Annotated in this window: 20 protein-coding genes; all 20 read left to right on the forward strand. The window is 44.9% G+C overall.

Annotated elements, in window-relative coordinates; translation table 11 throughout:
* Positions 1-61 precede the first annotated feature (61 nt).
* On the forward strand, positions 62-1447 hold the full coding sequence (gene nifE / locus AC0NJP_RS12185) for a nitrogenase iron-molybdenum cofactor biosynthesis protein NifE (RefSeq protein ID WP_474699966.1): 1386 nt from the start codon (positions 62-64) through the stop codon (positions 1445-1447).
* Positions 1407-2771 (forward strand): nitrogenase component 1, encoded by a 1365-nt coding sequence (locus AC0NJP_RS12190; RefSeq protein WP_474699967.1) that lies wholly within the window; start codon positions 1407-1409, stop codon positions 2769-2771. The genes nifE and AC0NJP_RS12190 overlap by 41 nt, the downstream gene beginning before the upstream one ends.
* A 24-nt stretch (positions 2772-2795) precedes the next feature.
* Positions 2796-4055 (forward strand): nitrogenase cofactor biosynthesis protein NifB, encoded by a 1260-nt coding sequence (nifB, locus tag AC0NJP_RS12195; RefSeq protein ID WP_474699968.1) that lies wholly within the window; start codon positions 2796-2798, stop codon positions 4053-4055.
* Positions 4056-4071: 16 nt separating this feature from the next.
* Positions 4072-4380, forward strand: a complete 309-nt coding sequence (locus tag AC0NJP_RS12200) for a 2Fe-2S ferredoxin (RefSeq protein ID WP_474699969.1) — start codon at positions 4072-4074, stop codon at positions 4378-4380.
* Positions 4381-4394: 14 nt separating this feature from the next.
* Positions 4395-5024, forward strand: coding sequence for a Fe-only nitrogenase accessory AnfO family protein (locus AC0NJP_RS12205; protein WP_474699970.1), 630 nt, complete (start codon positions 4395-4397; stop codon positions 5022-5024).
* Between the two features lie 151 nt (positions 5025-5175).
* Positions 5176-6159 (forward strand): GGDEF domain-containing response regulator, encoded by a 984-nt coding sequence (locus AC0NJP_RS12210; protein WP_474699971.1) that lies wholly within the window; start codon positions 5176-5178, stop codon positions 6157-6159.
* A gap of 19 nt (positions 6160-6178) precedes the next feature.
* The gene (locus tag AC0NJP_RS12215) at positions 6179-9163 is read left to right on the forward strand and encodes a chemotaxis protein CheW (RefSeq protein ID WP_474699972.1); all 2985 of its coding nucleotides are present in this window, start codon (positions 6179-6181) and stop codon (positions 9161-9163) included.
* A complete protein-coding gene (locus AC0NJP_RS12220) occupies positions 9160-11166 on the forward strand; it encodes a methyl-accepting chemotaxis protein (protein WP_474038768.1) in 2007 nt (668 codons plus the stop codon). The genes AC0NJP_RS12215 and AC0NJP_RS12220 overlap by 4 nt, the downstream gene beginning before the upstream one ends.
* An 87-nt stretch (positions 11167-11253) precedes the next feature.
* Positions 11254-11676: a response regulator gene (locus AC0NJP_RS12225; RefSeq protein WP_474699973.1), complete on the forward strand. Its 423-nt coding sequence runs from the start codon at positions 11254-11256 to the stop codon at positions 11674-11676.
* Between the two features lie 58 nt (positions 11677-11734).
* Positions 11735-12280: a TetR/AcrR family transcriptional regulator gene (locus AC0NJP_RS12230; RefSeq protein WP_474699974.1), complete on the forward strand. Its 546-nt coding sequence runs from the start codon at positions 11735-11737 to the stop codon at positions 12278-12280.
* Between the two features lie 195 nt (positions 12281-12475).
* On the forward strand, positions 12476-14320 hold the full coding sequence (locus tag AC0NJP_RS12235) for a methyl-accepting chemotaxis protein (RefSeq protein WP_474699975.1): 1845 nt from the start codon (positions 12476-12478) through the stop codon (positions 14318-14320).
* 34 nt (positions 14321-14354) lie between these two features.
* The gene (locus AC0NJP_RS12240) at positions 14355-15839 is read left to right on the forward strand and encodes a sigma-54 interaction domain-containing protein (RefSeq protein ID WP_474699976.1); all 1485 of its coding nucleotides are present in this window, start codon (positions 14355-14357) and stop codon (positions 15837-15839) included.
* A gap of 243 nt (positions 15840-16082) precedes the next feature.
* Positions 16083-16388, forward strand: a complete 306-nt coding sequence (locus AC0NJP_RS12245) for a (2Fe-2S)-binding protein (RefSeq protein ID WP_474038763.1) — start codon at positions 16083-16085, stop codon at positions 16386-16388.
* On the forward strand, positions 16385-17473 hold the full coding sequence (locus AC0NJP_RS12250) for an NAD(P)/FAD-dependent oxidoreductase (RefSeq protein ID WP_474038762.1): 1089 nt from the start codon (positions 16385-16387) through the stop codon (positions 17471-17473). Before AC0NJP_RS12245 ends, AC0NJP_RS12250 begins: the two co-directional genes overlap by 4 nt.
* Positions 17474-17911: a 4Fe-4S binding protein gene (locus AC0NJP_RS12255; protein WP_474038761.1), complete on the forward strand. Its 438-nt coding sequence runs from the start codon at positions 17474-17476 to the stop codon at positions 17909-17911.
* Positions 17911-18201, forward strand: coding sequence for a (2Fe-2S)-binding protein (locus tag AC0NJP_RS12260; RefSeq protein ID WP_474038760.1), 291 nt, complete (start codon positions 17911-17913; stop codon positions 18199-18201). The genes AC0NJP_RS12255 and AC0NJP_RS12260 overlap by 1 nt, the downstream gene beginning before the upstream one ends.
* Positions 18191-19339, forward strand: a complete 1149-nt coding sequence (locus AC0NJP_RS12265; protein WP_474699977.1) for an NAD(P)/FAD-dependent oxidoreductase — start codon at positions 18191-18193, stop codon at positions 19337-19339. Before AC0NJP_RS12260 ends, AC0NJP_RS12265 begins: the two co-directional genes overlap by 11 nt.
* A gap of 350 nt (positions 19340-19689) precedes the next feature.
* Positions 19690-20859 carry an ABC transporter substrate-binding protein gene (locus AC0NJP_RS12270; protein WP_474038758.1) on the forward strand — a complete coding sequence of 390 codons (1170 nt, stop codon included), beginning with the start codon at positions 19690-19692 and terminating at the stop codon, positions 20857-20859.
* Positions 20860-21004: 145 nt separating this feature from the next.
* Positions 21005-21895: a branched-chain amino acid ABC transporter permease gene (locus AC0NJP_RS12275; protein ID WP_474699978.1), complete on the forward strand. Its 891-nt coding sequence runs from the start codon at positions 21005-21007 to the stop codon at positions 21893-21895.
* 9 nt (positions 21896-21904) lie between these two features.
* Positions 21905-22614, forward strand: a 710-nt coding sequence (locus tag AC0NJP_RS12280) for a branched-chain amino acid ABC transporter permease (protein ID WP_474699983.1), incomplete at its 3' end; no start/stop codon positions are given.

Consider the following 22614-nt stretch of genomic DNA (forward strand, 5'->3'; position numbering starts at 1 on the left):
CTAGTTTTAGCAGAACTTTGTAATTGTTAGCTTAGTAAGAAATGAAAAGGATGTGAGGAGATTGAGCGGACCGGCCATCAATGAACGACAAGATTTTATTGTCACGAAAGGAAAGCAAAAGTCACAGCCCAAATGCGATGCTGACAGCATTGCTGGCTGCGTCAGTCAGCGTGCCTGCGTTTATTGCGGCGCAAGGGTCGTGCTCAATCCGATCACCGATGCAATTCATCTTGTTCACGGACCGATTGGCTGTTCAAGCTATACCTGGGATCTCCGGGGTAGCTTGACTAGCGGTTCGGAACTATTTCGCCAGGGATTTTCCACGGATTTGCAGGAAAAAGACGTGATTTTTGGCGGAGAAAAGAAGTTAGCAGCGGCGATTGATGAGTTAGTGGCCAAATATCGGGCGAAACTGGTATTTGTGTATTCGACTTGCATTGTAGGCGTGATTGGCGATGACTTGGAAGCGGTCTGCCGTCAGGCAAGCCAGAGGTATGGGATTGAGGTCATTCCTGTGCAGTCCAGTGGGTTTATTGGCAATAAGTCGGCAGGGTATCGAGCTGCCTGTGATGCGCTGCTGCGCCTCATTGAACCGCAAGAGCCCTATGTAAAACGAAACAAAACGGTGAACTATTTAGGTGATTTTAATTTAGCTGGCGAAGCCTGGATCATTCGCAATTATCTGGAAGAAATCGGCGTTACTGTCAATGTGGTTTTTACGGGCGATTCGCAGTATGAACTACTCAAAAAGGCGCCGGAAGCCAGTTTGAATATGATTCAGTGTGCTGGTTCGATGCAGTATTTAGCAGCTAAAATGGAAGAGCTTTATGAAATTCCCTATATTCAAATTTCTTTTTTAGGCTTAGCCGATACAGCCAATTCGCTGCGGCGGATTGCCGAAGCTTTTGATGATCCGGTTATGATGGCCAAAGCTGAAGCGTTGATTGCGCGGGAAACAGCCAAAGTGCAACCGGTGATTCAAGGCTATTATGAGAAACTACAAGGAAAAAAAGCAGCTGTCTATGTGGGCGGCGGTTTCAAAGCCATTTCACTTATTAAACAATTTCGGGAAATTGGTATTGAAGTTGTCATGATTGGCACCCAGACGGGACGGAAAGAAGAGTACGAAACAATTAACAATCTCGTTTATGACGGTACAATCATTTTAGATGACGCCAATCCCTCTGAGCTGGAAAAATTCATGGTGGAGCAAGGCGCAAATCTCTTAGTCGGCGGCGTAAAGGAACGGCCCCTCGCTTATAAACTGGGGATTTCCTTTATTGATCATAATCACGAACGCAAACATCCTTTAAGCGGTTTTTGCGGAGCCGTCAATTTCGCCGAGGAAGTCTATACGACGGTTTGTTCACCTGTTTGGAAATATATACCGCGGGGAGGGGCCGATTATGAGCGACCAAGCTATGGAGTCTTGCAAAAATGTGAATGAAAATCCTTGTCACATGTGTATGCCTATGGGCGGCATTCTAGCTCTCAAAGGGATTGAGCGGTCCATGGTGATTCTTCACGGCTCGCAAGGCTGCAGCACTTATATGCGGCGCCATATTGCGGCACATTTTAATGAACCTGTCGATGTCGGTTCTTCTTCGCTCAATGAAAAAGGAACGATTTACGGCGGCGAAAAGAACCTAGTTAAAGCGATTGATAATATTTTTAAGGTATACCAACCTGATTTAATTGGTGTCTTGACTACCTGTCTGGCTGAGACGATCGGTGAAGATATTGATCGGATTGTGACCGAATATTTGCGGGAAAAGAACCAAGAAACTTTTCCGATTATTACGGCGCCGACGCCTGGCTATGGTTCAAGTCAAGCAGAAGGCTATTACTTTACAGTGAAGCGGACGATTATGGGCCTAGCGGAAGCGACTAAAAAGCATAATCGCGTTAATATTATTACCGCTCATATGAGTCCGGCTGATCTTCGCGAATTAAAACGCATTTTGGCGCTTATGGATATTGACTATATTATGTGCCCTGACTATTCCGAAACGCTTGACGCACCTTATGTCAGTTCCTTTTCCAAGATGCCCCAGGGAGGTACGAAATTAGCGGATATAAAAGCGATGGGTGGAGCTATAGCTACCATACAGCTTGGCGTGACCGTTGATGAAAAATTGTCGCCAGGTAAGTACTTGGAAGAGACCTTTGGCGTGCCGCTCTATACATTACCAATACCGATGGGCATCGAAAATACAGATCAATTTATTCATCGCTTAAGCGAAATTACAGGAAAAACTATCCCAGTCCTTCTGGAAAAAGAACGGGGACGGCTCATTGACGCGATGATTGACTCCCATAAATATAATATGCAGGGACGCAGCGTGGTCTATGGCGAGCCAGAGCTTGTCTATGGCGTAACTAAGGTTTGCCTGGAAAATGGGATTGAGCCTGTGGTTGTGGCTACAGGCAGTAAGCCAGGACTCATAACAAAATTGCTTGGTAAGAAAATAAATGTTATGCATGAAAGTGATTTTGTGGCCATTCGGGCCAAAAGCCGCGAACAGAAAGCCAATATTGCTATTGGTCACTCTGATGGTCATTATCTTACAGAAAAGGACGGGATTCCACTAGTCAGGATTGGCTTTCCCATTCATGATCGCATAGGCGGCCAACGGATTTTATCAGTGGGTTATGCCGGAACGATGCTTTTATTAGATCGTTTAACCAATACGCTGTTAGAACATAAATACCATTCCTATCGGAGTAGGATGTATGAACAATATTACGACCCCAGAGCCAACAAGGCCTAGAAGAAGATTCGCGGAGGTGATTTCATGGACTTGGCAGCACTTGAAGCAAAAACGAAAAAACATCCCTGTTATTCTTTTGAAGCGCATCAGTCTTTTGCCAGAATGCATCTGCCGGTAGCGCCGCAGTGCAATATTAGCTGCAATTATTGTAATCGTAAGTTTGATTGCGTCAATGAAAGCAGGCCGGGAGTTACTAGTGAGGTTTTGGCGCCTAAGCAGGCCAAACTGAAATTTGATTATGTAAAAGAAAAAATTGGTCAGCTTTCTGTTGTCGGTATAGCTGGACCTGGCGACGCTTTGGCTAATTGGGACAAAACGAAGGCTTCGATTGCGTTAATTCGCGCCGAAAATCCCGATATGGTGTTCTGTATGTCCACAAATGGACTCATGCTGCCTCAGTATGCAGCAGAAATTGCGGCGCTTGGCGTAACTCATCTTACGGTAACTGTCAATTGTCTTGACAGTAAGATTGGCGCTAAGATTTATAAGCATGTATATTATGAGGGCGTAAAATATGAAGGAGAAGCAGGCGCTGCTATTTTGCTAAAAAATCAGCTTGCTGGCATTGAACAGGCGATTCGACTTGGTCTTGTCGTTAAAATTAATATTGTAATGCTGATGGGAATCAACGATCATCATATTCCTGATGTAGTCAAACAAATGAAAGAACTTGGCGTATTTATTACGAATATTATGCCGCTGATTCCGGCGCCTGGCAGTGCCTTTCAGGATTTTCCTCAAACGAGTATGAAAGACGTGCAGGCCATGCGGGATCGTTGTGAACTCGATGTGCAGCAGATGCGCCACTGTAAGCAATGCCGTGCCGACGCGATCGGCCTCTTGGGGGAAGATCGATCGGCAGAGTTTCGAGAGCTATTTACAGAATCTGAGGCGACAGCAGTTGCGGCAGAGGCGGCGAATCAGACTGATCGAAGCTTTAAAATTGCTGTTACTTCAAAATATGGTAAGCTCATTGATTTGCATTTTGGTCATGCTACGGAATTTTTGATTTATGAAATAGATGGAAGAGCAGCAAAGTTGGTGGAAAGACGGGCTTTGCCAAAGTACTGTCTAGGCGTTACGGAATGTGATGACGCTGAAACGAAGCGTGACGCGATTATGGAGCAGTTAAGCGACTGCGATGCAGTTCTTACCATGCGGATCGGTTATCAGGCGCAAAAGCGGCTGGCCGAACGAGGTGTGACGGCTATCGAGTATTGTTATACTTTGGAAGAGGGGCTTCGTTATGCGCTAGAACAGCTTCGTCTGCCACAAGCAGTTTGAAAGGGGAGATTTCAAGATGAATAAGCCGAAACAGCACATTTTTGTCTGTACGAGTTCCCGGGTCAATGGTCAGCAGAAAGGCTATTGCCATTCGAAAGATGGCGTTCAAATTGTGGCTAACTTTCTAGAGGAAATTGAACAGCGCGATTTAGGCGGTGAGGTTTTTGTATCAAATACAGGCTGTTTTGGTATTTGCAGCCAAGGTCCGATCGTGGTAGTTTATCCTGATAATGTGTGGTATGGCGCGGTAACACCTGATGATGTAGAAGAAATTATGGATCAGCATATTGAAGGCGGTACGCCTGTGGCGCGTCTTACCTTATAGAAAGGGGAAAAACCATGGCGGAAGACATTGCTGTATTTGTCGGGGAGACAGGCTTTGCGGCCAGCTTGTATGAAGTGGGCAAAATCATTGTTTTTGAGCGGCGGATGAAAGTCTGGCAGCCGTCACGCAAGCTGGAATTTACTTTAGCCCATAGTGCATCTATGCCTGCTTTGCGGCAAAAAATGCAGGAACTTTTAGCTTTTTTAGGAGACTGCAAGATTTTTGTCGGTCAGACAGTGACAGGTCTTCCTTTTTTTGAATTGGAAAAAGGCGATATTCATGTGTGGGAATTTACGGGTAGTCCGCTAGATTTTCTTGATTATGTATGGGAGCAGGAACTGGCGGCAGTGGCGCAAGTTACACAAAAAGAGCCACTAGTACCGCCAGAACCTGTGGCGCTAGGCGACGGATGTTTTGCTATTTCGCTTACGGAGATTCAGCGCAGCGATAGTACAATTACCTCTAAACAAGTGTTATTGCCTTTTTTACAGAAGACTCCTTTTTATGAACTTGCTGTAACTTGCCGTCATGTGCCGCCGTGGTTGGAACTGGAGTTGATTGGCGATGTTTTTGCTGGAAAAGTAGAAAAATTGCCTGATCAGCAGTATCTAGTGAAAATAAAGCGAAAAGCCTGTCAAGAATAAAAATTTGTTGTGGTGAAATATAGTGTCATGGGAAAGGCGCCTTGCGGCAAATCACGCAGGGTGCTTTCTTTTTACGTAATGGTTAGCAAAAAATTCTAACCTGTTGTACAATGAGAAAGGATACGTTGAATTTGTGCGGTGAAGGTGCAAAATGATGAAATTATTAATTATTGATGATGAAAAAAGTGTACGAAAAATTTTGGCTAATATGGTGGGAGAATGGGGCTATGAGGTCCTCTTTGCCGCTGATGGTATTAGCGCCTGGCAAATTGTTCAGCTCATTCAAGAACCGCTTATTGTGCTGCTTGACTGGATTATTCCCGGCATGGACGGCATTGAACTTTGTCGTAAAATTAAGCAGAATGTAAAATCAGGACACGTCCATGTCATCATGTTGACAGGACAAAAAAATAGTGTTGACGATGTCGTTATGGGATTTGAAGCCGGGGCTGACGATTTTTTGTTTAAGCCTATTGAACCACGAGAGTTAAACTGTCGGCTTTCCGTTGGTAAACGGATTTTAACTTATCAATATGAATTAGAACAGCGCAATCATGCCTTAGAAGAGACAACGCAGATTATGGAGCGAGTCATGAAGGCGCTCAATTCCGCGAACAGTCAGTTAAAAGAACTATCTTTGCTTGATGAATTAACTGGGATCGCCAACAGGCGTCATTTGGAAACTTTTTTTGAGAAAACCTGGCTGCATGCTTTAAATAAACAAGAAGAAGTTACTTTTATGATGGCCGATATTGATTTTTTTAAGCTTTACAATGATACCTATGGGCATCAGGCCGGCGATGAATGTCTAAAGCAGGTAGCAAGGGCGTTAGCAGAGTGTGTCACAAGACCTTGCGATCTGCTAGCTCGTTATGGCGGTGAGGAATTCGGTATTATTTTGCAAAATACGAGTAAAGTAGGGGCGGCTGAGCTGGCGAAACAAATTCAAGAAAAGCTGAAAGCTCTCGCAATCCCCCATGAAGGTTCGCCAGTCAGCTCACAGTTAACGATTAGCTTAGGTGTGGCTACAGCGATTCCTGCTACAAACAGTTCCTATGAGGATTTGATTCAACAGGCTGACCATGCTTTGTATCGAGCCAAAGAAGAAGGTCGGCATCAGTGGATTGCCTTTTAAGTAAAATGAGGTGCAAGCGATGATTGAAGACAAAGAGCTGCTGGAAGAATTCATAGCTGATGCGAAGGCCCATACCGAAACAATTGAAAGAGGTTTGTTGCAAGTAGAGCAGGGAAATGGTGAAGCCGATTTGCTCCATGAAATTTTCCGTGCCGCTCACAGTATTAAAGGAACGGCTAGCTTTTTTGGTCTGGAGAAAATCGTAGAATTATCTCATGCTATGGAAAATTTGTTGGGAAAAATGCGCAAAGAAAAAAAGTTTCCCAGTCCGCAAGAGATTGACGCCCTTTTGGGGGCGAATGACCGGTTGGAATATTTGCTTGCGGGAGTATTGACAGGAAAAGATGCTGCGATTGATCGAGAACTATCTGCTTTAAGCGCTGATGAACCTAAAGTGATTCAATCAGACGCGGCGCTGGACAAGTATCGAGATATGATTGCAGTCATGACGAAACAAGGCCGTAAATTTTATCGCCTTTTGTGGCAAGCTTCCGATCGAAAACGCAATGCTGTTAACTTTTGTGCAACCTTAGGGAAAAATATTCAGTCAATCGGTTCGCTCTTAGCAGAAACTGAGCCAGTGACTGAAGCGGGGGCCTCCGGAGAGGCTTGTTTTGTTTTTAGTTCTGTTTTAGAAAAAGATCTTGTTATTATGGCGTTAGGAATCAGTGCCGAAGAATTGCATCAGTTTCATTTGCCTGAGGAACAAGACGATTTGCTATTTTGTTTAAATCAGACCGCTAAGAAAGAACGCGTTTTCACAGAGTCGCCGCCAGTTCGTCAGTTAGTTGGGGAAGCCAGTAGTGAATTTGAAACGAGTGATTCGACACGAATCTTTGCTGAGGACCGGATTAAGGTAGATGTGACGTTATTAAATCAACTTGTCAATTTATCAAGCGAAATGGTTTTAGCCAGAAATCAACTACTGCGCGCGATCGGTCCGTTAAATGATGAATTCGCGTTTTTACAACCTGTGTTGCAAAAGCTCGATTTTACGATTAGCGAAATGCAGGAACGGATCATGCGCACACGGATGCAGCCAATTGCCATGTTGCTTCATTCGATGCCCCGCCTAGTGCGGGAACTTTCCCGTAAGCTAGGCAAACAGGTTCAACTAAGCGTACAAGGAGAACAGGTAGAACTGGATAAGTCCATTATTGAAGGCTTAGTGGATCCGTTTACGCATTTAGTGAGAAATGCCTTAGATCATGGAATAGAGACGCCTGAAATACGTGCTCAAAAGGGCAAGGCTCCGCAGGGAACGTTGCAAATTGCGGCCTATCATGAAGGCGGCCGCGTTTTTATCGATATGAAAGATGACGGCGCTGGTATTTCTTGTGAGAAGGTCTGCAAACGGGCGTTGCAGCAGGGCCTTATTACAGTAGAGCAGGCTGAGCAGCTATCGCAGGCAGAGATCTTAAAATTAATTTTTTTGCCGGGCTTTTCCACAGTAAACACAGTAAGCAATATTTCCGGTCGTGGCGTAGGTCTTGATGTGGTTCGCTCTAATATTGAAAAACTTGGGGGCATTGTCGAAGTGCATTCCCAGGAAGATAAAGAAACAGTTTTTCATTTGATTCTTCCCTTTACGTTAGCCATTATTCCTTCGTTAATTTTAGGCGCAGGTGATTTTTTATTTGCTTTACCGCAAGTCAATTTACAGGAAGTGGTTCGCATAAGTCGCGAAAAGTGGGAAGGGTTGGAACAGGTAGGAAATTGCCGCTTATATCAATTGCGCGGCGCGCTTGTACCTGTTATTGATCTTACAACCGTGATTGGTAGCCATTCTTCCGAAGCGCTGATACGGCCTATCACTAAAATTCTCATTTTAAAAAGCGCCGTCACTGTCTTTGGACTTCAGGTCGATGAAATGCAGGATCGTGAGGAAGTCTTAATTAAGCCATTGCCGCATTATTTGCAGCGTAAAAGAATCTATTCTGGTGTGACGATTTTAGGTGATGGCAAGATTGCTATGGTGCTAGATGTAGAAGGCGTTGCCGAAGTGTATCGTTTAGCAAGATCGGCTGAGCAGTTTCCTCGATCAGTCAAGAAAATCCAGACAGAGTTACGTCAGGCTTCTCAGCAGGAAATTCTGCTCTTTCGTTCGGGACCAACAGGTTTTTTGGCGGTACCGCTTGCGGCTATTCTTCGTATTGAAGAAATTTTGCCGCAAAACATGGCTCAGGTGGGTGGTCAAGATTTTTATCATGCCCATGGTCATATTTGGCGATTACTGTACCCTAGTGAGTTTTTACCGTCAACAAGCGAACCGGAGACTCCCAAGCGAAGGTATGCCCTTATTTTAAAAAATGGGCCTTTTCCTGCTGCTATTGTAGCTGATAAAATTGAAGATACTGTGGCTGTTATGCTCGAAGAGCGGCTGCAGTCTGTCGAGGATCTGTTTTCTTCGCTGGTTGTCGGCGGTAAGTTAGTATTTTTACTTTCTTTAACAGCTATTTTTAGAGATGCGCAGTTAAAAGCTCCCTTAGCAGAACACTCAGTAGTGCAAGGGGAGAATCATCCAGTGACATTCGGTGAGCAATCAGGAACAAAGCGGATTTTAACTTTTTATTTAGGTTCGAAGCTTTATGGAATTGAGTTAATTTATGCACGCGAAATTAATCGCATCAGTGAATATACAAAAATTTCCGGGGAAATAGAATCTATTGCTGGATTACTAAATTTACGCGGACAAGTAATTACTTTATTTGATGTGTCACGGTTGCTCCATGAACAGACTGATGCAACGGTGAAGGAGCGTCATTGCATCATTTTGAAAGGCGATATTTTAGAAAATACGGGTTTTTTCATTGATCGGTTAGGCGATGTGATTACGATTGATGATGCTTGCCGCGAATCTTTGCCGCCGCAGTTCGGCAATAAGAAAGAAACGGCTGTAAGCCAAGTTGTACAAACTGGCGCTACGATTATTTTAGTGCTTGACATTCAACAGCTGTTAGCGGAAAGTACCCCAGCCATATATGGAGAGGAGCGTTTTGTATGAAGGGATTTAGTGATTTTTCCATTGGGAAAAAGTTGTTTTTTAGTTTCTTTATTCTTGTTTTACTTTCGGCCTTGCTTGGCTTGGTTGGTGTAAGGCATATCTACAATATGGCAGCCGTTGATAAAGAACTTTATCAGGAAAATACAGTGCCATTAGCTGATTTGGCACAAGCTGCTATTGCCTATCAACAGAGTCGTGTAACATTAGGACAAGCTATATTAGAGCAGGACCCCATGAAGCGGCAGCAATACATCCAAATGGCTTTAGATCAGAGAAAGCGAATGAATGATGAGTTTTCGAACTTTACGAAAAATCCCCAGTCGACTGAAACCATGCAGGCTTTTGAACGGATAAAAGTATTGCAGAAAAACGCCATGGATGCACAAGACGAAGTCGTTCGTGCCGCTTTGGCGGGAAATATGCAGGAAGCGCAGGCCATTCATACTGGAAAAATCAATCAGGTGGCTAATGAACTTAGTTATGTTATTGATAATTTAATTGAACTGCAAGTGGCTCAGGCGGGGTATAAAGAAAAAAGCAATGAATTACTAGCAAAAACTGCGACGCAGGAAATGAGCGTCTTGCTGATAGTGAGCCTTATTGCCGCGATCTTGATGACTATTTTTATTACTCTGCAGATTACAAAGCCCATTCGTCGTCTGCAAGACCTGATGACGCTCGTCGAAAAAGGCGACCTAACTGTACAGGAAAGCGATTATGGCAAAGATGAATTAGGTCAGCTTACAGTTTCTTTTAATCATTTGATTCGCGTTATGCATAATATGACGCAAGATATTTCTAATTCTACCGGAGTATTAAATCAAGCGTCAGAACGAATGCTTTCGGTTTCCGAAAGTGTAGCAGCCAATAGTGAAGAAATGAGTGCTGTCACTAGCGGCGCTAGTCAGGCTGCTGAGACAATTAGTCAAGGTACGCAGTCTATGACGGTTTCTATACAAGAAGCGGGCGATCAGCTTCATTCTATCTCAGCTGCTACGGAAGAAATTTCCGCAACAATACAGAGTTTAGCAACGACATCGGCCCAGACATCGGCAAATTTATTGCAGGTGAGCCATTTAATCGAAGAAGTGTCTGAAGGGGTTACCGTTGTAGCTGGTTCATCAAAGGAAATTTCCGGATCAGTCACGCAGATTGCGGCAGCGGCTCAGGAAATTAATAGTTCGTTAAGTGAAGTCAGTCAAAATTGCGAGGAGTCTATTGTTGTATCAAAGGACGCCGAAACACAGGCGATGAAGACGACGGCGATTATGAATCGGCTTAGCGATTTGTCGCGGCAAATCGGCAAGGTCGTTAACTTGATTGATGATATTGCCGACCAGACTAATATGCTTGCATTAAATGCAGCTATTGAAGCGGCTGGCGCTGGTGAGGCAGGCCGCGGCTTTGCTGTCGTAGCTAATGAGGTCAAAGAGTTAGCAAAACAGACTTCTCATGCCACAGATGATATTGCCGAACAGATTGAACGCATGCAAAGCGAAATTAATGATGCTGTGGTTGCTGTCGGCGGGATTACCACGGTAATTAGCAGCATGAGTGGCAATAGTCATAATATCGCCGCAGCAGTTACGGAACAATCGGCTGTTGTTGGTAATATCTCTGACGCCATTGTGCAGGCAGCTGATAAGGTGAATTTAATCTCCGATGAAATTAGTAAGATTGCCGATAAGTCGGCCATTGTGGCTCATAATGCGGCGGAAAGTAGTGTAGGTGTAGAAGATATTGCTTTGTCTGTGGGCGAACTGTCGTCTGCTGCTAGCCAGTTAGCGCAAAGTACGGAAAAGGTTTCGTCTCGTATGGAAGAAGTAGTAAAATCATCGCAACTAATTGCCGCCAATATTGAGGAAATTTCTCATAGTATGGGGGAAATTAGTAAAGCTTCCGGCGATACAGCGACTAAAGGGGAAGAAACGCGTCAGGCTGCGGATGATCTAGTACATATTTCAGGCGAATTGACGGATCTAGCGCGGCGATTTAAGGTGTGAATTCTATAGACTGTTTTAAGGACCGCAGCAATGTCGAGTCTAATGATGGCAATTATCCCTGTATTTTAAATCATTGAGGTGAGGCCTGTGAGGATTTTATCGGTTGACGACTCGGCAGTGATTCGAAAATTTATTCGCAGTGGCGTGGAAGCCATGCAATTTGAAATGGTGGAAGCTTGCGACGGTAAAGCAGCTTTACATCTCCTCGCAGAACAAGGTGCTGCGATCGATCTTATTTTGCTTGATTGGAATATGCCGGAGATGGATGGATTGGAGTTTTTACATGCAATTAAAAGCTGTCCTTCCTTTTGCCATATTCCGGTGATGATGGTGACGACAGAAAGTGAACGGGAAAATATGATTCAGGCGGTCCAGGCTGGGGCGATTAATTATTTAATTAAACCCTTTACCTTAGAAGAATTGACCCAGAAGATCGAAGAATGTGTGGCTTGCTGTGTAGAACAGAAAGTTTATTCAGAAAATCTTGACAGTTCAAAAGGCCTGTCATAATATAATAATTATGAATACTACGACGAAACAAAAGCTTATTACAATTGGTGCGAAAGCTATGCTAGCCAAAAGTTATCATGGCGTAGGACTACAGGAAGTATTAGCCGAGGCGCAAGTGCCGAAAGGCTCTTTTTATCATTACTTTGCTTCGAAAGAAGCTTTTGGTGTGGCCATTATTGAATATTATGGCGATAGACTTGCGAAAAATATCGACGAATTTTTACAGGATACAGCATATAGTCCGCGAGAGCGGATTGTGCGTTATTTTCAAGCGGTTCGCGATTATTATGAAAGTAGAGGGTTTGGGCGCGGCTGTCTTGTCGCCAAATTAGCGACGGAAGTGGCTGATCCAAGTGAACCGATGCGGCTTGCTTTAAAGGCGCAGTTTGATAAATGGACTGCTTTATTTGCTAAATGTATTGCCGAAGGGCAACAGCAGCAAGAGATTTCGGATGAAGCGTCTGCTGAGAGTTTAGCAGAATTTCTTTATACGGCGTGGGAAGGCGTTTTAATTCGTATGCAGGTCAATGGTAATTTGCAGCCGATTGAAGTTTTTTTAGCACAGGCTGTTGACAGCATTTTACCGCCATGTAGCAAAAAATAGTCGAAAAATGTCTCTGGAGAAAAAACCTTTGCAAAAATAATGCGTTGACTTTTTTACAATTTATATTATAATTAAGAACAATAAATTGCGAGTGTTAATTTCATGATAAGGCAATGCTGCCGATCCTCTTTATCGGCATGCTTAAAAAGCTGGCCATAGGCCGGCTTTTTTTTATATATATAGGGATTTTTAGGCTTGGAATTTGAAATCGATTTGCAGAAAGTGGTGGTGGAAATGATGGCAATTGGAAAAAAATTCTTTGACAAATGGCGGCTTCAGAAACGTTCCCTGCCTCAGAAATCCCCTTTGCGCCGAGACTTTTGGACGAAAGATTTTCGTATGTTTCGCACTATGACTGTGAAAAAGAAAATCTTAAGCGGTTTTGCCCTTGTCATTTTCTTAGTTGTTCTTATGAGCAGTATTACTTATTATGAGCTTGGCGCTGTGACGCGAGAGTCTCAGGAAAGAATGCAGCAGAATCTTTATAAGGTAGAGCTGGCGGAAGAATTGGCAGTGGATGTTGCCAATCAGGCTGTCGCGATGCGGCGCTTTAATTTTACTGGCGTACTAGCTGATGTAGCAGCTTTTGAAGATCATCGTAAGTATGGCGATGATAAAATCGTTAAGTTGGAAAGCCTACTTAGCTCAGAACAATCGAAAGCGATTCTGGCGGATTTAAAGAAAGTAAAAACCGAGTTTGATACTATTGCGGCGAAATCTATTGCGGCAAAACGAAATAATAATACGGCTGAAGTGGCACTGCTTATGCAGCAAGCCGGTGATCCTTCGGAAAAAGCCATTGCTATGACTAAGCAACTGGTAAGCGCTGTAAAAGCCTATATTCGCACGGAAGAAGAAAAAAGTATGGAAACAGCCAAGGAAGTGCAGTTTTTACTTGTGCTAATTAGTCTATTAGTGGCAGCTTTGGCAGTCGTGATAAGCATTTATATTAGTAATGGGATTGCTCGCCCAACCAATCGTATTGCCGCTGCTGCGGCTGAAATTGCTGAAGGCAACTTGACCGGTGATGATTTTGCTATGGACTCTTCTGATGAGATTGGTCATTTAGGTCAATCCTTTAATCAAATGAAAGGGAATTTGCAATCGTTGCTTTCCAAAGTCAATCAGGCTGCCGCGAAAGTAGCAGCATTGTCGGAACAGCTTACTGGTAATGCGGAACAGTCCGCAAAATCATCTGGGCAGGTGGCTGGCGCTAGTATGAGCGTAGCCCAGGGGGCGGAGCAGCAGCAACTTACAGTCAATGAAACAGCTGCTGCTGTACAGCAGATGGCTGCTGGCGTGCAGCTTGTTGTAAAAAATGTAAATAGTGTTGCAGGAAAATCAAGCGAGGCGGCTAAACAAGCTACTGATGGCGGTAGGGCTGTTAGTAAGGCGATTGATCAGATGGAGCGTATTGAGGCTGCTGTAACCGGGTCAGCCGCTGTTGTCGCTAAGCTGGGAACAAGGTCGCAGGCGATTGGCGAAATCGTTCAAACGATTTCTGGGATTGCCAGTCAAACGAATTTATTAGCGCTTAATGCAGCAATTGAAGCTGCTCGGGCTGGTGATCAAGGGCGCGGTTTTGCCGTTGTCGCCGAAGAGGTTAGAAAATTAGCGGAACAGTCCCAAGGCGCCGCCAAACAAATTGCCGCCTTAATCGGTGAAATTCAAACAGAAACGGCACAGGCCGTGAAAGCAATGGATAGTGGCACAGAAGAAGTGAAGTTGGGAACCGAAGCTGTTAATCTTTCTGGCCAGACTTTTAAGATTATTGAAGAACTAGTACAGGATGTTTCCGGTCAGGTGACGGAAGTGTCAGCTGCTGTTGATCAGATAGCTGGTGGTACAAAACAAATTGTTGGTGCCATGAGCCGTCTTGATACGCTGAGCCATGACGCCGTGGAAAAGGCGCAGACAGTCTCGGCGGCTACACAGGAACAATCTGCTGTTGTCGAAGAAATTGCCTCATCAAGTCAAATTCTGGCGGGAATGGCTCAGGAATTGCACGAAGTAGTTGGACACTTTCGCTTGAAAGCTTAAGTCAGCAAGTTTTATATTTTATGGGGGGAGCGCAATGAAAGAAAAAAAATCGATAGCGCAGTCAACCTTACAGAATCTTTTACAAGTTGGCGATCATGAACGGGTTATCGCTTTATTTGAAGCGTTGCAGCAGGAACGAAATTTGCAAGAAGCTCGCCTTCAGGCACTGCTTGATACAATGAATGAGGCTGTATGCATGGTTGACGAGAACGACCAGGTTGTTGCCTGGAATGAGCAGGCTGTATTGCTTTACGGGATTGATCAGGCCGATATTGTTGGTAAAGCCGTAACACAGTTTTTTTCAAACCTCATTGTCAGTAAAGTCGTGCAGGAGGGAGAACAAGTAAAGGATGCCTACCACCGACCGCGCTCTGATAAGCATGTCTTGATTAATGCGAGAGCGATACAGTTAGATGATCGTATTATCGGTGGTGTTGGTTGTGAACGGGATATTACAGAGCTTGTGCAGTTAAACCAGAAGTTGTCGCAGTCCCATGAAGAAGTGCGGTCTTTAAAGCAGGAGATTCATAAGATTCATCAAAAAAGCGACGCTTTTGCTACAGTCTACGGTCATAGTGAGCCAATTAAAGAAGCCATTGCCATTGCGAAACGCGTCGCCGCCGCTAGCGTTCCGGTAATGCTGCGCGGTGAAAGTGGTACAGGAAAAGAACTCTTTGCGAAAGCGATTCATGAAGCCAGTGGACGTCGAGGCCAATTTGTAGCGATTAACTGCGGCGCCATACCGGCTAATTTATTTGAAAGTGAACTTTTTGGCTATGAGTCTGGCGCTTTTACTGGAGCGGATCGCAAGGGGAAGGCTGGTTTTTTGGAACAGTCAGATGGCGGCACGCTGCTGCTAGATGAATTAGGCGATATGCCGAAAGAAATGCAGGTCAAGCTGTTGCGAGCACTGCAAGATAAAACTTTCTATCGTGTTGGCGGACAAAAGCCGATTGAAGTGAATGTACGACTTATTGCAGCAACAAATCGCAATTTGGAGGAAATGATTCAAACAGGCCAATTTAGACAGGATTTGTATTATCGCTTAAATGTAGTTTCTGTTCATTTACCGCCGCTACGTGATCGCAAGGAAGATATTCCCGAGTTGGTACAGCGAGGGTTGGCGTATTTTCGTTCGCTCCATCATAAAAAGATAGAACGGCTGGCGCCGTCTTTATTGGCCGTATTATTGGAATATTCCTGGCCTGGTAATATTCGTGAGTTGTTTAATGTGTTGGAACGTTTAGTTATTTTAGCGGATCAGGTCATTCTTGACGAAACCAATCTGCCTGAGAGCATTTTTTCTGTTTGTACCGAAGCCAATCAGAGTCCAGCGGTTCTAATAGCGGCAGCTTGCGAGAAAAATCTTACAACAGCGACAGAAGCGTTAGAACGAGATGCCATTGATCGGGCTCTTCAGGCAGAGAGCTATAACAAGGCCAATACGGCGAAACGCCTGGGGATTCCTCGCAGTACTTTATATTACAAGTTGCGCAAACTTCATATCGAGTGTCAGTAAATTGACACTTTCGTCAGAAAACTGACGTTTTCTCGTAGTTTGGCAGAAAAAAGGGGGCTTAAAAGTAAGGAGCTCCATTATATTAAATATAGCTGACTTAAGCGCTGGCGCTATTTACAGCAGGAATCGCTCCTTATGGCGATTGCCTGCTTTTTTTATGGCACGCTTCTTGCTTATTAATAAGGAAAATGCAGTTGGCTTTATTTATTCAGCGTGCTGCATGGATCAGGAGGTGTATTTTCTTTGAGAATTGCAAATCATCCTATTTTAGATTTTGCCAAGCAAACTTTTGTTTCTTTTACACTCAATGGGCAGCCTTTGACGGGAGTGGCTGGCGAACCGATTGCTGCGGCGCTCCACGCCGCTGGGGTTAAGGTTTTAAGTCACAGTCACAATAATCATCGTCCCCGCGGTCTGTTTTGTGCGATTGGCAACTGTTCTTCCTGCTTGATGACTGTAAACGGCGTTCCCAATGTACGAGTCTGTGTTGAGCCCCTAAAAGAAGGCATGGCTGTCGAAACACAGAATGGGAAGGGGAAAATATTATGATGACACCAGATATTCTTATCATTGGCGCAGGACCGGCCGGTCTTATGGCGGCGATTTATGCGGCAAAAGCAGGCGCTAAAGTGTTGCTTGCCGAAAGGTCTGATCGTCTTGGCGGTCAACTGATTAAACAAACTCATAAATTTTTTGGTTCGAAAGCAGAATTTGCTGGGGAACGCGGGATTGATATTGCTAACAAGCTGATTGCTGAATGTGAGGCAACAGCGGGGATTGAACTGTTAAAACAGACAACAGTTTTAGGCATTTATCCTGACGGTGTTGTTACATTATCAGCGGCTGGCCGTTTTTTGACAGCAAAACCGCGGAAAGTTATCGTAGCTACAGGCGCATCAGAAAAGACGATGGCTTTTCCCAATAATGATTTGCCGGGGATTTATGGCGCTGGCGCTGTGCAGACTTTAATGAATGTCCATGGTGTTGTGCCAGCCAAACGGATTTTAATGGTTGGTGCGGGGAATATTGGTGTTATTGTAGGCTATCAGCTGATGCAGGCTGGCGTAGAAGTAGCCGGAATTGTCGAGGCGGCGCCGAAAATTGGCGGCTATCATGTTCATGCGGCGAAATTACAGCGCTATGGCGTACCAATTTATACATCCCATACTGTGAAAGAAGCCCATGGTAAGGATTGTCTGGAAGGCGTTACAATTTGCCGCCTTAATGAAAAGTGGGAAATGATTGCTGGCAGTGAACAGTATATTGCGGTAGATGGTCTTTGTCTGGCTGTAGGCTTGACGCCTCTGGCGGAACTGCTATGGCAGGCAGGCTGCAAAATGAAGTTTGTACCGGAATTGGGCGGCTATGTGCCGCTTAGAGACGAATCTATGGCGACTACCCAGGAATTATTGTATGTTGCTGGTGATGTATCTGGCGTAGAAGAAGCGTCTGCCGCTATGGTAGAAGGTAAAGTAGCCGGGCTTGCCGCCGCGGCATCACTCGGTTTGAAGCAAGCTTCATTCACAAAAGAGCTGGCGGCGGCGAAGGCGCAGCTACAAGCTTTGCGCAGTGGTCCGGCCAGCGCTAAAGTCTGTGCTGGCTTGGAACAGGTAGCGCTAAAGGAGGTTATTTAAATGGCAGTTGCAGCTTTGAAACAAGGGCCTGTCGCTGTATTTGAATGTTTACAGCAGATTCCTTGCAACCCCTGCGCTGACGCTTGTCCGCGCGGTGCAATTACGGTGAAAGAAATTAACGATTGTCCGACTGTCGATGCTGAAAAATGCAATGGTTGTGGCATCTGTATGACCCATTGCCCGGGCCTTTCAATTTTTGTTATTGATTCTGCTTATCGCTCTGATAAAGCCTTAGTGAAAATCCCTTACGAATTTTATCCTGTGCCTAAGGCGGATAGTCAAGTTGAAGGGTTAAATCGCAGCGGTGAAACAGTGGGGGTTGTTGACGTTGTTCGCGTGCAAAATTCGCCCAACAAAACAACCGTTCTCTGGCTGGCGATGCCGAAAGAACTTGCTGGCGAAGTCAGAGCGATTCGCGTACCGAAGGAGGAAGCATAATGAGCCAAACAGCTGAGGAAAATACCATTATCTGTCGTTGTGAAGACCTTACCCTAAAAGACGTGAGAGATCGAATTCAAAAAGGGGAACATACGCTGGAAGAAATTAAACGGTCTTGCCGTTGTGGTATGGGGCCCTGTCAGGGCCGTAACTGTATGCCGCTGATTGCAAAAGAGATTGCTCAAGCTACCGGGAAAAGTGTTGGCGAAATTGCTCTGCCTACCTTTCGGCAACCGACGGCGGCGATCAAGCTCGGAGCATTGATCGGAGGAAACTCTCATGATAAATAAGGCGGATATTGTAGTAATTGGCGGCGGGGTAATCGGCTGCTCTACCGCGTATAATTTAGCTAAGCTAGGCGCTGGTAAAGTTGTTCTACTAGAAAAGAAATATTTAGCTAGCGGCGCTACCGGCCGCTGCGGCGCCGGTATGCGCATGCAGTGGGGGACGGAAACAAATTGTCTATTGTCGCGAGAAAGTGTGAAAATGCTGTCTCAACTGCCACAACTGCTTGATGTGGATATTGATATTGAATTTCATCAAAGCGGCTATTTAATGCCCGCCTATACGGAAAAGATGGTGGAACAGTTTCAGAAGAATCTTGAATTACAGCATTCTTTGGGAATTCCTGCTCGCTGGGTTGCACCGGAAGATTGTCTGGATATTGTTCCGTTTTTAAGTTTGGATGGCGTGCTAGGTGCAACTTATTGCGGTGAAGACGGTCACTGCAACCCCTTTAAGGTTACAGAAGCTTATGCGACAGCTGCCAGAAATCTTGGGGTTGAAATCTATACCGATACAGAAGTGACTGATATTATTTACAAAGGGGATAAGCTGGAAGCTGTTTGCACGACGAAAGGCAATATTTTGACAGATACAATTGTCAATGCTGCTGGCGGTTATGCCAAACAAGTGGGGCGGATGGTTGGCGTTGAATTGCCCATTTTCCCAGAACGTCATGAAATTCTTGTTACAGAACCAGTGGAACCGCTTATGGGGCCTATGGTAATGAGTTTTCACCATAATCTCTATTGTCAACAGAGTCCTCATGGCAGCTTTATTATGGGAATTGGCCATCCTAATGAGCCGGAAACTCACAATATTAAATCAAGCTGGGAGTTCATGGTTGACATGGCTGAGCGAGTTGTAGAGATTTTACCGCCCCTTGCTGGACTGAATGTGATTCGTCAGTGGGCTGGTTTGTATGATATGTGTCCTGACCGGACGCCGATTCTTGGCAGCACTCCGTCACTGGAGCGGTTTTTTACGGCAGCAGGGTTTAGTGGTCATGGCTTTATGATTTCGCCCATTACGGGAAAATTAATGGCTGAAATGATTTTAGGTTTGCCAACGACTTTTCCGATCCAAATGTTTGGCGCAGATCGCTTTGCCAAAGGTGAGTTATTTGTGGAGCCGTCTGTTGTCTAAGTCTTTACAGCAGGATATATTTCAAGTGTCCGATTCCTGACAGATCAATAGTGTAAAAGGAACTTTGTCGTTTGGTAATGAACTCATAGTGCTATATATCCCTGGTAGTCTTGTAGTGAAGAATCAATTTGCGAAAAGTTCGATTGAATACAAGTATATTTAAAAAAAAGATTGTCAATTTGATAAATACAATGTAATATAAGTATATCAATTAAATGAGTTGGAAGCGAAGGCGCTTCGAATAAGGCACAAAGCCTTATTTGAAGCGCCTTTTTATTTTACTTGGAGGTGATGGGGCAAAAGAAGCGAGGGTTGGTGTCCACAGTACAATTAAATGAGGGGGTTTGGCTGTGTTCAAGAAGATCAGTAAAAAATGGGTTAGCGCCTTGATTGCCGTAACACTTTCGGCAGGTCTTTTGGCGGGTTGCGGCGATAGCGCCAGCAAAGATATTAAAATTGGTGTTGTCTACGAGTTGACAGGCAATACAGCTTCGTTTGGAACGGCAGCAGCCAATGGCGCAAAGCTTGCTTTTAAAGAAATCAACGCCAACGGCGGGGTTTTAGGCAAGCAGATTCAAACGGTTGTAGCTGATAACAAAGGCGAGCCTTCGGAATCGTCCAATGCCATGACAAAAGTTATTTCGCAGGACAAAGTGGTAGCTGTTACGGGCTTTACGACAAGCTCTAACGGGATTGCCGCTTCGACGGTAGCGGAAGCCAACAAAATTCCTTTTGTTGCTGCTGCTACGACAAATCCTAAAGTAACTCTTGATGAAAACTCTGGCAAGGTAAAAAATTATACCTTCCGCGTATGTTTCATTGATCCCTTCCAAGGCACTGTTGGTGCGAATTTCGTGTTGAACTCATTAAAACTGAAGAATGCAGCTGTACTGATTGATAATTCCAGTGATTACAGTAAGGGATTATCGCAGTTCTTTAAAGAAGCCTTTACAAAAGGCGGCGGTAAAATTGCCATTGAAGAAGCCTATTTGCAAAAAGATCAGGACTTCAAAGCGACTTTAACGAAGATTAAAGCAGCAAATCCTGATGTGATTTATCTCCCTGGCTATTATGAAGAAGTTGGTAAGATTGTTAAACAAGCCCGCGAATTGGGAATTACTGTTCCTTTTGTTGGCGGCGACGGCTGGGATTCGCCGAAGCTTGCTGAAATTGGCGGAGCTGATGCTTTGAATAATACCTTCTTCACAAATCATTATTCCGTAGAAGATAAGAGTCCTAAATCACAGGCTTTTGTAGAAGCTTATAAAAAAGAATATGGTCAAGTACCTGACGCTATGGCCGTTCTTGGTTATGATGCTGCTTACGCTCTCGTTGACGCCATTAAACGGGCCAACAGCGCTGAACCGGAAAAAATCCGGGAAGCTTTAGCAAATACGAAAGACTTCCCTGCTGTTACTGGTTCCTTGACGCTAAACGACAAACATGATGCTGTCAAGAGCGCTGTCATCATCGAGATGAAAGGCGGCAAACAGGTTTATAAAGAAACTGTAAAACCCTAAAAGTGTAAAGTAACTTTCTTTTGTCTCTATTGTAAGTTACGGCAAATGCCGATCGCTTTTTAGACGGCATTTGCCCTGCTTGCTTAAAAAGCATTTCTAATGTTTAGTAGCTTGTCTATTATGTTTATTAGGAGGGGAAGCCCGAATGGATTCTTTCGTGCAACAACTATTACAACAGTTAATCAACGGCATTTCTCTCGGCAGCATTTATGCGCTGATCGCCCTGGGGTACACCATGGTTTATGGTATCATTCGTCTGATTAACTTTGCTCATGGCGATATTTACATGGTGGGGGCTTATGTAGGATTTTTCTCAACGACACTTTTACACATGTCTTTTTTTCCTGCACTTGTAGCATCTATGGTTTTAACTGGTATTGCCGGTATGGTCATTGAGCGGCTGGCTTATCGCCCGCTGCGCCATGCGCCGAAAATTGCCGTTTTAATTACCGCCATTGGCGTATCGCTCTTGTTAGAATATGGCGGTGTATTGCTTGTAACGCCTCAGCCTCGAACATTCCCGGCCATCTTTACAGCCGATGTATATAACATAGGACCTCTCGTGATTAACAGCCAGCAGCTCTTAATCCTTGTTGTTTCTGTCGTTCTCATGGTGATCCTGACCTACGTCGTGCAATATACGAAGCTCGGCAAAGCTATGCGCGCCGTTTCCTTTGATAATGACGCGGCTATGCTTATGGGCATTAACGTCAATACGGTTATTTCCTTTACTTTCGGTGTAGGAAGCGCCTTGGCGGGCGCCGCTGGCGTTCTTGTTGGCGTGTACTACAATTCCATTGATCCGCTCATGGGAATCATGCCAGGCCTAAAAGCCTTTATTGCCGCCGTACTTGGCGGGATCGGCATTCTGCCAGGCGCGATGGCTGGCGGAATTATCCTTGGCGTCATCGAAGCCTTGGTCAGCGGTTTTATTTCGTCGACCTTCCGCGATGCCGCAGCCTTTGGCATTCTTATTATCATACTGCTGTTCAAGCCCTCCGGCATTTTCGGCTCGAACGTGCGTGAGAAAGTGTAGGTGACAATCATGGGATTAGAAAAAAGTAAAAAGAAAAATGATCTCACGCTGCTTGGCGCCTGTGTCGTCCTATACGCCATCGTGCAAGCTTTGATCGAATTTGACGTCATCGGGCCCTTTTGGCAGCTCAATATTGTATTAATCTGTATCAACATCATTTTGGTTACAAGTCTCAATCTCATTAACGGTTTTACTGGCCAGTTCTCGATTGGCCATGCCGGGTTCATGGCAGTGGGGGCCTATCTTGGCGCGGTGCTCACCGTAAAGTTCCAGGCGCCCTTCATTGTGGCCATTCTAGCAGGCGCAGGCGCCGCTGGCTTCCTGGGCTTTGTGATTGGTCTGCCGACGCTTCGGCTGAGCGGCGACTATTTAGCCATCGCCACCTTAGGTCTTGGTGAAATTATTCGTATTACCATCTTAAACATTCCTTACGTGGGCGGCGCGTCAGGCTTCATGGGAATTCCGCGCTACACCACCTTTACGTGGGCCTTTGGCCTCTTAGTTGTTACGATCTTCTTTATTAAGAACTTCATCGACTCGACCCATGGGCGGGCCTGTATTTCCATTCGCGAGAATGAAATCGCCGCGGAAGCCATGGGGGTTGATACGACGAAATATAAGGTTATGGCCTTTACGCTGGGCGCAGCTTTTGCGGGTGTTGCGGGCTGTCTTTTCTCTCACTATTTTTACATCGCTCATCCGGCGTCCTTTACCTTCAT

It is taken from the genome of Pelorhabdus sp. sgz311002 (assembly GCF_056134285.1).

Coding starts and splice junctions, on each gene's coding strand:
- AC0NJP_RS12190 (WP_474699967.1), top strand. CDS start 1,407: ATGAGCGACCAAGCTATGGAGTCTTGCAAAAATGTGAATGAAAATCCT.
- nifB (WP_474699968.1), top strand. CDS start 2,796: ATGGACTTGGCAGCACTTGAAGCAAAAACGAAAAAACATCCCTGTTAT.
- AC0NJP_RS12200 (WP_474699969.1), top strand. CDS start 4,072: ATGAATAAGCCGAAACAGCACATTTTTGTCTGTACGAGTTCCCGGGTC.
- AC0NJP_RS12205 (WP_474699970.1), top strand. CDS start 4,395: ATGGCGGAAGACATTGCTGTATTTGTCGGGGAGACAGGCTTTGCGGCC.
- AC0NJP_RS12210 (WP_474699971.1), top strand. CDS start 5,176: ATGATGAAATTATTAATTATTGATGATGAAAAAAGTGTACGAAAAATT.
- AC0NJP_RS12215 (WP_474699972.1), top strand. CDS start 6,179: ATGATTGAAGACAAAGAGCTGCTGGAAGAATTCATAGCTGATGCGAAG.
- AC0NJP_RS12220 (WP_474038768.1), top strand. CDS start 9,160: ATGAAGGGATTTAGTGATTTTTCCATTGGGAAAAAGTTGTTTTTTAGT.
- AC0NJP_RS12230 (WP_474699974.1), top strand. CDS start 11,735: ATGCTAGCCAAAAGTTATCATGGCGTAGGACTACAGGAAGTATTAGCC.
- AC0NJP_RS12240 (WP_474699976.1), top strand. CDS start 14,355: ATGAAAGAAAAAAAATCGATAGCGCAGTCAACCTTACAGAATCTTTTA.
- AC0NJP_RS12250 (WP_474038762.1), top strand. CDS start 16,385: ATGATGACACCAGATATTCTTATCATTGGCGCAGGACCGGCCGGTCTT.
- AC0NJP_RS12255 (WP_474038761.1), top strand. CDS start 17,474: ATGGCAGTTGCAGCTTTGAAACAAGGGCCTGTCGCTGTATTTGAATGT.
- AC0NJP_RS12260 (WP_474038760.1), top strand. CDS start 17,911: ATGAGCCAAACAGCTGAGGAAAATACCATTATCTGTCGTTGTGAAGAC.
- AC0NJP_RS12265 (WP_474699977.1), top strand. CDS start 18,191: ATGATAAATAAGGCGGATATTGTAGTAATTGGCGGCGGGGTAATCGGC.
- AC0NJP_RS12275 (WP_474699978.1), top strand. CDS start 21,005: ATGGATTCTTTCGTGCAACAACTATTACAACAGTTAATCAACGGCATT.